The 2,625-nt window shown below is 68.1% G+C and carries 2 protein-coding genes; one reads left to right on the top strand and one right to left on the bottom strand.

What is annotated here, in order from left to right:
* On the top strand, positions 1-820 hold an 820-nt coding region (locus ACQKIP_RS44855; RefSeq protein ID WP_427745632.1), incomplete at its 5' end, for an aminoglycoside phosphotransferase family protein.
* Between the two features lie 78 nt (positions 821-898).
* On the opposite strand, the gene ACQKIP_RS44850 is transcribed toward ACQKIP_RS44855, so the two are convergent.
* Positions 899-2,625, bottom strand: a 1,727-nt coding sequence (locus ACQKIP_RS44850) for a carbohydrate-binding protein (protein WP_427745631.1), incomplete at its 5' end; no start/stop codon positions are given.

The raw sequence follows: 2,625 nt of genomic DNA, 5'->3' as shown, positions 1-2,625 counted from the left end.
GTGTTTACTCGACCACTCACCTGCGTGGACCGAGCGGATCCAGCACGAAATAGCGGCCTATCGCTCGTTCGTCCGGCACCGTCCTCCGGTCAGGGCCCCGCGGCTGATCGCCGCGGACCCCGAGGACTGCACGCTGGTGATCGAGCGCATGCAGGGACGCGTCGCCGCGCTGTCCCGGCATCCCGTCGAAGCGCCGCCGCGCGCGGACGTGCGCCTCGCGCTCAACGCGATCCGTCACCTGAACCGGTGGCGGCCGCCGCAGGAGCTGTTCGGCAGGCCCTTGGACTACGGCAAGCGGATCTCCCGCTTCCATGAGCTGGGCCTGCTCACCGACCGGGACATGGGCGACCTGCAGAAGCTTCTGCACGGCATCGCCCACTCGTCGGGGCAGCACGCCACGTGGCAGTTCTGCCACGGCGACGCGCTCCTGTCGAACATCCTGCTCTCTCCTCCGGGCCCGGTGTTCGTGGACTGGGAGCACGCGGGCTGGTATCTGCCGGGCTATGACCTGGCGACGCTGTGGTCGGTGCTCGGCGACGCACCGGTGGCACGGCGCGAGATCAGCCAGCTCGCGCAGGAGCAGGGGCCGGCGGCGCGTGACGCGTTCCTGGTGAACCTCATGCTGGTCCTCACCCGCGAGATCCGTACGTACGAGATGGCCGTGCAGCGTTCGATGCACGACGCGGCGCCGACGGCGCCCGGCCCGGGCCACCCCGGCGCCGGACAGTCCGGCGAGGAACAGCGGCTGCTCCTGCGGCGGCTGCACGACGACTGCCAGCTGGCCCGCCGGGCCGTGCGTGCGGCGGTCGGTACTCGCTGACGGGGGGGAAGGTCCGCAGTGCGCTCCGGACAGCGGCGCACTGCGGACCTTTGTATGCCCCCGGCGACTTCCGGGTGACTATGACGTGGTGAACTGCACCGCGTCTACGTCAAAGGAATTGTCCTGCGTCGACTTGAAGACCACGTACAGCTTGTGTGTCCCGGCCAAGGCTTCGACCGGCACGTCGGGTGTGGCCCGGTAGGTGTCCCAGCCCCCGGTGTTGGGGACGGGCGTCGTGGCGAGCAGCTTGCCGTCCGGCGCGTCGGCGCGCAATTCGATCGAGCCGACGCCGTACGGCGAAGACAGCTTGTAGCTGACCTTGCTGACGCCTTCGACGCTTATCGGGCTGTACGCGATCCAGTCGCCGTTGCTGATGTCGCCGATGCGTTTGCCGTTCTCGGCGCCCTCCTGGGAGACGATGCGGGTTCCTGACTGGTCGTCGTGGTATTCGGCCTGCTTGTGCTTGGGGTGCATGACGGAGCGGCCGTAGCCGGTCAGGGCGCTGACGCCGTCGCCGCCCTTGTCGGTGTACTTCGCGTTGAGGACGTAGGTGAGGTCGGCGCCTTCGGGGTGGCCGCCCAGGTCACCGGTGTCCACGGTGCCTTCGCAGCCGGGGATGTCGGTGGTGGGGTGCTCGTGGTCGTCGTGGCCGAGGGCCGGGTTGACGGTGACCTTGGAGCAGTCGATCGTGCCGTCCTCCGGGTCGGTGACCGTCACCTTGTAGGGGATCTTGTCGCCGAACTCGATGAGCTTGCCGTCGACGGGGGTCTCGACCTTCACCTTGGGCGCGGTGTTGCCCGCCGTGACGGGCACGTTGGCGTAGCCGGACTTGCCGGTGGAGTCGGTGACCTTCAGCTGGGCGTTGAAGTCTCCCTTGGTGTCGTAGGTGTGGGAGGGGTCGGCCTCGGTGGAGTCGTAGGTGCCGTCGCCGTCGAAGTCCCAGGCGAAGGTGAGCGGGTCGCCGTCCGGGTCCTTGCTGCCCTCGCTGGAGAAGTCGACCTTCAGCGGGGTCGGGCCGTTGGTGGCGGAGGCCTTGGCCTTGGCGAGCGGGGTGCGCTGGCCCTGGGCGTAGTCGATGCGGTAGAGGCCGGAGTCGTTGTTGCCGCCGCCGAACTCGCTGCCCCACTCCAGGACGTAGAGGGAGCCGTCGGGTCCGAAGGTCATGTCCATCGGCTTGGCGAACTTCGCCGACTTCAGGAAATCGTTGATCTTGAGGAGTTTCCCGCTCTTGTCGAAGCGGATCTCCTTGACCGAGTTGCGGGCCCACTCGTAGAAGAAGCTCGCGCCCTCGAAGTAGGCGGGGAACTTCGTCTTGGAGGGGTTCTTGGCGTCGTAGTGGTAGACGGGGCCGCTCATCGGCGCCGAGCCGCCCGCGCCCATCTCCGGGAACTCCTTGGACTCGCCGTAGCCGTACCAGATCTCGGGCTGCGCGAGCGCCGGCAGGTCCTGCAGGCCGGTGTTGTTCGGTGAGGGGTTGACGGGCTTGGCGCAGTCGAACTTGGCGCCGACCTCCTGGGTGTCGGGGTTGTAGGGGGCGTAGGCCTGGTTGTTGCCGTGGCAGAAGGGCCAGCCGAAGTTGCCCGCCTTCTTGATGACGTTGTACTCGACCAGGCCTTCGGGGCCGCGGTTGGTCTCGGGCGCTCCGCGGTCGGGCCCGTAGTCGGAGGCGTGGACGTAGCCCGTCTTGGGGTCGACGGTGAAGCGGAAGGGGTTGCGGAAGCCCATCGCGTAGATCTCGGGGCGGGTCTTGGCGGTGCCCTGCTTGAAGAGGTTGCCCTTGGGGATGGTGTAGCCGCCCTTGTCGG

Origin of the sequence: Streptomyces sp. NPDC059900, from assembly GCF_050270335.1 — a bacterium.
In the GTDB taxonomy this organism is placed as follows: Bacteria; Actinomycetota; Actinomycetes; order Streptomycetales; family Streptomycetaceae; genus Streptomyces.
This window is presented reverse-complemented; position numbering and strand designations above follow the sequence as displayed.